Source organism: Actinomyces gerencseriae DSM 6844, from assembly GCF_000429265.1.
Classification (GTDB): Bacteria; Actinomycetota; Actinomycetes; order Actinomycetales; family Actinomycetaceae; genus Actinomyces; species Actinomyces gerencseriae.
Map to the genome: position 1 here is coordinate 78,453 of NZ_AUBN01000016.1, position 6,096 is coordinate 84,548.

Here is a 6,096-nt window from a genome sequence, read left to right on the forward strand (position 1 = left end):
GAGCCTCGCACCCGCCGCCCCCTCAGCGCCCCGAGGCGCCCGCGCCCGCCCGGCGCCCCGACCTCCGTCGGACGTCCAGGGCCGTGGCGCTCGTCGCGAGCGCGAGCACGGTCAGGCACCCGCCCGCGGCGACCAGTTGAGCGGGGTGGAGTATCCCGGCGATCACACCGGAGATCTCCGACGCAGGGGGCAGGAGGATGATCGTGTCGAGCCCGGAGAGGACGACGCTCCAGCACAGCACGAGCAGCACGGCCGGCCACACCAGGGCCAGGCAGCCGAGCACGACGGCGATCCACAGAAGAGTCGCCGGCCGAAAGCCCTCGGCGTGCGCATCGACAGCCGTTCTGCACGTGACGATCACGAGCAGCGAGGTGGTGGCGATCAGGACCGGTACGAGGACGAGCGAGCCGCGGGTGGCAACGACCTCCGAGAGCGGTTCCCCCTCGGTCAGCGCGGCGACTCCCACGGCGACGACGGCGATCGCGAGCGCCACGAGGGTCCAGCGCAGTGCCATGAGCCGACGGCGGCCCACCCGGGTGCCGGTCTCGCGCCTGCCGAGATCGGCCGGGGCCTCGAGCGGCCGGGGACCGGGACCGCTGTCGGCGAGATCCGGGGACGGGGCGGAGGCGCGGCGCGGGGCGCGGGAGCGCGCAGCGGATCCCGGCCGGGGCGGCACGATGAGGTCGATGATGATGCGCAGGCCGCCCCGCCGCCGGCTCCAGGCGCCAGGGCGCCCGTCGGGAACCGGGTCGGAGGCCGCCTGCCACGCACCCGGGTGCCCGTCCTGCGAGTGGGAGGATATGTACGGGACGCTCACGACGGCAGAATATGAACGGCGACGACCCCTTGCACTGGGCCGGTCTCCCCATCCGCACCGGCGGTCCGGGGCGTCCCGGACGCGGGCGGTTCCGGGGCGCTAGGGCACGCAGGAGATCCGCGCTCATGTTTGCCTCCCGCGCGACGGCCGGGGCGGGGTGCCCGGGCACGCGGGAGGTCCGCCCCGGCGAGCGGCGGGCGCATCGACTGAATAACAGGCCGGCACGGGTGGGGGCAGCCCGGCATGTCCAGGGGAACGACGGCGACACCATCGGGCCTGCAGTAGGCGGCGGCCCCCGTGACCACGACCCGATCGACCAGGCGCTCGCCGATCTGCTGCCCGAGCCGGTTCACGTGCCGGACATCGTGGTCGTCAACGACTCGTGCCAGCTTGACCTCGACGGCGATCACCGCGCCATCGCACTGCTCGAGATCAGATCCGCCTCATGAAGTCCGTCACGGGTGCGCAGGTGGTGCACCTTCGCGTCGCAACCGACAGTGGGCGTCAACGCAGGCATCCATATGGGGGCGGGGTCGAGGATGCACGGCTCCCCGCGGAGTCCCAGGCGCGATTCCGAGGCTCTCACGCACTTTTAAGGCAGCCCGCCCGGCCCCTTGGCCGCTCAGCCACCTGGTCCCTCAGCCACCCGGCCGAGCCCGACAGCGCACCGGACCGACCTCGCATCGCCAGGGCCACGGCGGGTCCCCTCGAACCCGGGCCCAGACCGATCTCAACGCGGATTACGACCGATCTCGACGCGGAACCGGACCGATCTCGACGAAGCTCGCGGCCCCTCGCGGACCGTCGTGCGGGTCCGGCCCCCGCCGGCAACTAGGCTGATCGCATGACCTCCCTGGCGATCGTGCGTCTCATCTGCGCCATCGTGGTCACTCTCACCACTGTGGTGGGCGTGGCCGTCTTCGCGCGTGCCTGTGGCACGATCGTGAACCGCATGCGCGTGGGCCGACCCGTGCCGCGCGAGCGCCTGCGCCCGGTCGTCCGCCGATTGGTGCGCATGCTCGCCGAGGTCGTCGGTCACACCGCGTTCAAGGGCCGCCCCTGGATCCGTGCGGCCCACTGGCTGGTCATGGTGAGCTTCCCACTGCTGTTCCTGACCCTGGTCACCGGCTACGGGCAGGTGCTGGCGCACCCGTCCTGGGAGCTGCCGTGGCTCGGCCACCAGGCCTGGTGGGCCTGGGTCGTGGAGCTCATCGCCTGGCTGAGCACGGCGGGCATCCTCCACATGGTCGCCGTCCGACGGCGCAGGACCCGCCGCGGCGCCGCCGACCCGCCCTTCCCCGACGCCGAGGAGAGCGCCACCCGCCCGCGCACCCCCCGCTTCGCCGGCTCCTCGGCCGGGCAGGCGCACTTCGTCGAGGCCGTGGTGACCGCCGTCGTCGGGTGCGTCCTGATCCTGCGCATGCTGGAGCACGCCCGGCTGGCGATCTCCGACGACGAGGCCGAGCGCGCGCTGGCGAGCTGGACCCATTTCCCCCTGACCGCCTGGAGCGGCCCGCTGCTCGAACCGCTGGGCGCCACCGGTCTGGCGATCGCCATCACCGTGGTGGCCACCGTCAAGATCGTCATCTCCATGAGCTGGTTCGTCGTCGTCGGGATGCAGCCCTCCATGGGCGTGGCCTGGCACCGCTTCCTGGCCTTCGTCAACCTCTATGCGCGCAGCAACACGGACGGCACCAAATCGCTCGGCCCCGCCAAGCCGCTGCTCCTGCCGGACGGCGAGGCGCTGACGGCCGAGACCATGGACGACCTCGACGCCGCCATGGAGGCGGCCGAGGAGTCGGGCGACGAGGTGACTCTGGGCGTGGGCCGTATCCAGGACTTCACCTGGAAGGGGTTGCTGGACTTCTCGACCTGCACCGAGTGCGGCCGCTGCCAGGACCTGTGCCCGGCGTGGAACACGGGCAAGCCCCTGTCCCCCAAGCTCTTCGTGATGGCGCTGCGCGACCACCACGCCGCCGTCGCCCCCTACCTGCGGGCCGCCGACGCCCTCGGCGTCGCCCCGGAGGAGGTCACCGAGGAGATGCTGGCCGAGCGTCGCGCGGGCGGGGGGATCGCGGGCCGCCTGAGCGGCATGACCGACGGCCTGGAGAACGACGACCGCCTGGGCCTGGCCCCCGGCAGCGCCCACACCGGCGACGTGCTGGGCGCGCTGCTGGCGGCCAAGGCCTCCCCCTCCGAGACGGGCGTGGCCACGAGCCCGGCCCCGCTGGCCGGCGACGTGATACCCGCCGACGTGCTGTGGTCGTGCACCACCTGCGGGGCGTGCGTCGACCAGTGCCCGGTGGACATCGAGCACCTCGACCACGTCATCGACGTGCGCCGCCAGCAGGTCCTCATGGAGTCGGCCTTCCCCAAGGAACTGGGGAAGATGTTCCGCAAGATGGAGTCCAAGGGGAATCCGTGGGGGCTGGCGCCGCGCAAGCGCATGGACTGGGTCAAGGGGCTGGACTTCGAGGTGCCGGTGGTCGGGGTCGACGTCGAGGACGCCTCCGAGGCGGACTACCTGTTCTGGGTGGGCTGCGCGGGCGCCTTCGAGGACCGGGCGAAGAGGACCACGCGCGCGGTGGCCGAGCTGCTGCACATCGCCGGGGTGAGCTTCGCGGTGCTGGGGGACGCCGAGTCGTGCACGGGCGATCCGGCCCGGCGAGCGGGCAACGAGATCCTCTACCAGATGCTCGCCTCCCAGAACGTCGAGACCCTCACCGAGGCGAAGGCGCAGCGCATCGTGGTGACCTGCGCCCACTGCTTCAACACGATCTCGCGGGAGTACCCGCAGATCGGCGGTCGTTTCGAGGTGCTGCACTATACCCAGCTGCTCAACGCGCTCGTGCGCGAGGGGCGGTTGAGGCCGGTGCCTCCGCAGCCCGATCCGACGGGCGCACCGGGAGGCGAAGGCGGGAGCGACGGCACGCCGCACCCGACGGAGGGCCCGACGGGCGCGCCGGGAGGCGGGGATCCCGCTCCGGGCAGCGCGACGGCGGCAGCAGCGGGAGCGACGGCAGCAGGAGCGATGGAGGCGACGGCGCGGACCGGGCAGCAGGGCGCTCCGACCGTCACCTACCACGACGCCTGCTACCTGGGCCGGCACAACCGGATCTACTCCCCACCGCGCGAACTGCTGGAGGCGACCGGCGCCAAGGCGGTCGAGATGCCGCGCAGCCGCGAGACCGCCTTCTGCTGCGGCGGCGGCGGTGCGAAGGCGTTCATGGAGGAGTCGATCGGCACGCGCATCGCGGTGGAGCGCTCCCGCGAGGCCATCGGCACCGGCGCGCAGGTGGTCGCCACCGCCTGCCCGTTCTGCACCACGATGCTCTCCGACGGCGTCGCCTCCGAAGGCGCGGACGTACGGGTCACCGACATCGCCTCCCTCATGCTGGAGGCCGTGCATCGCGGACGGGCCTGAGAGCTCGAGAGACCTCGTCTTCGGCCGGCCCCACACGCGGTCGTACCTGGGGGTTCGTCCTTCCTGCGTCGTTTGTGGGTCGGCCCCGCGCGCGGTCGTACCTGGGTACGCCTGGTCGTACCCGGAGCCGCGCGGTCGTACCCAGCTGCACGCGGTCGTACCTTAGAGCCTCCCTAAGGTACGACCTGGCGCGGGAGGGTACGACCGCGCAAGTCCACGTACGACCGCGCAGTACAAAGTACGACCACGCGCCCCATGTACGACCGCGCGGACCCCGGGAGCAGCAGGCCGCCCCCGCACCGGGGCACACCGCGTCGCCGCCACCCGCACCGCCGAAGGCCACCCCCGCACCGAGACACACGGAGACATCGCGGTCTTCGCGGGACCCGGGAGTACCGGGGCACCCCGCACCGGGACACTGGACCATCGGCGCCCGGAACCGGCGTCTCCGATCGACCGGCGACACCGGGCCCCGTTCCGTGGGCATCCCCGTTGAGCCTCGTCGCCCCGCGCCGGTCGCGCAACTCCACGCGTCGAGTCGTCCGCAGTGAACCCCATCTGCGTCGCCCCGCGGCTGTCGAGCGGCCCCGCTCGGGTCACCCGCTGCTGTCGGGGGTCGTTGGTCCCTTCGCCGGTAACGTGGCGGGGATTACAGTGCGGTTGTTCCTGTTACCCTATGAAACCGCCGCCGAACGCGGACGCCCCGCGCCGGTTCGCGACAATACGGAGTGGTCGCCGATGGACCTGCACGTCGCCCCCGAAGAACTCAGCCGAGCGATCTCACTGGCCGACGAATGCGCCCGCACCCTGGCCCCCATCGACATCGAGCCCGGCACCGCCGACGCCCTGGGCGCACCCGACCTGACCAGCGCCGCGGCCGCCTACGCCACCGCCCGCACCACCAGCGCCCACCACCGCGCACAACGAGCCGACCGCCTCGCCGACGGCGTCGCACGCGCCCTGGACCTGCTGACCGACGCCGACCAACGATCAGCAACCGCAGCACACGCCCTGACCCCACCAGCACCCACCGCGGCCGCCGCCGGTGCCATCACCGGCACAGCCGCCGGCACCATCGCCGGGCGCGCAGCGGGGCGCAGGAGCTACCGGGGACTGACGGCCCCACGATGAGCGCCATCGAGGCCCTGACGGCCGTACTGACCGCCGAGCTGCCCGGCTCACCCGGCGGCGTGCGCGCCTTGGCCGACTCCTGGAGACACTCCGCACGCGCCGTCAAGGAGGCCGCCGACCTGGCCGACGCCGCCCGCGCCGCCACCACCACCTGGACCGGCCGCAGCGCCGAGGCCTTCACCACCACCGCCCGCACACTGACCCGCGCCCTGGACACCGACGTCGACACCCTCGGCACCGGCGCCCGCGCCCTGGACCTCTACGCCCAGACCCTGGACGCCGCCACCGCCACCGCCGAGAACCTGCGCCGCCGAGCCGCCGTCGCACTGACCACCGCCCACGCCGACCCCACCGCCGCGGCCGCCACCGCCACCGAGATCACCACCGCCTGGAACACCCTGCGCACCACCATCACCACCGCCGCCACCCGCACCGCAGCACTCCTCACCACCGCCGCCACCCGCACCGCAGCACTCCTCACCACCGCCGCCACCCGCACCGCAGCACTCCTCACCACCACCAACACCAACGACACCGCAGACACCACCGGGGACACCGCAAACCCCCGAACCAGCAGCGGCAAGAAGACCGACGGCCCCCCGGCAACCGACGAGAAAACACCCCTGTCCGACGACGACATCAAGCGGATTGCTCGGCAAGCGGACGGCAGTGGCGGTTGGGGTTCTCCGCGTCAAGGAACTCTCAACGACTGTTATCTGTTGTC

4 protein-coding genes and 1 pseudogene are annotated in these 6,096 nt (G+C 72.7%); 4 read left to right on the forward strand and 1 reads right to left on the reverse strand.

Features of this window, described 5'->3' with window-relative positions:
- Positions 1-22: 22 nt before the first annotated feature.
- Positions 23-817 (reverse strand): hypothetical protein, encoded by a 795-nt coding sequence (locus G448_RS0108320; protein WP_026407617.1) that lies wholly within the window; start codon positions 815-817, stop codon positions 23-25.
- Positions 818-942: 125 nt separating this feature from the next.
- On the opposite strand from G448_RS0108320, the gene G448_RS0108325 reads away from it, so the two are divergent.
- The 4 genes and pseudogenes from G448_RS0108325 to G448_RS15780 form a co-directional block, all read left to right on the forward strand.
- A complete protein-coding gene (locus G448_RS0108325; RefSeq protein ID WP_156910975.1) occupies positions 943-1,266 on the forward strand; it encodes a hypothetical protein in 324 nt (107 codons plus the stop codon).
- Positions 1,267-1,661: 395 nt separating this feature from the next.
- The gene (locus tag G448_RS0108330; protein WP_026407619.1) at positions 1,662-4,241 is read left to right on the forward strand and encodes a heterodisulfide reductase-related iron-sulfur binding cluster; all 2,580 of its coding nucleotides are present in this window, start codon (positions 1,662-1,664) and stop codon (positions 4,239-4,241) included.
- 738 nt (positions 4,242-4,979) lie between these two features.
- Positions 4,980-5,372, forward strand: coding sequence for a hypothetical protein (locus G448_RS0108335; protein ID WP_026407620.1), 393 nt, complete (start codon positions 4,980-4,982; stop codon positions 5,370-5,372).
- Positions 5,369-6,096: pseudogene (locus tag G448_RS15780) on the forward strand (hypothetical protein); the annotation flags it as partial. The gene G448_RS0108335 and the pseudogene G448_RS15780, both read left to right, overlap by 4 nt.

Excerpts from the sequence above, each read along its gene's own strand:
- G448_RS0108330 (WP_026407619.1), top strand. The coding sequence starts at position 1,662 with ATGACCTCCCTGGCGATCGTGCGTCTCATCTGCGCCATCGTGGTCACT.
- G448_RS0108325 (WP_156910975.1), top strand. The coding sequence starts at position 943 with ATGTTTGCCTCCCGCGCGACGGCCGGGGCGGGGTGCCCGGGCACGCGG.
- G448_RS0108335 (WP_026407620.1), top strand. The coding sequence starts at position 4,980 with ATGGACCTGCACGTCGCCCCCGAAGAACTCAGCCGAGCGATCTCACTG.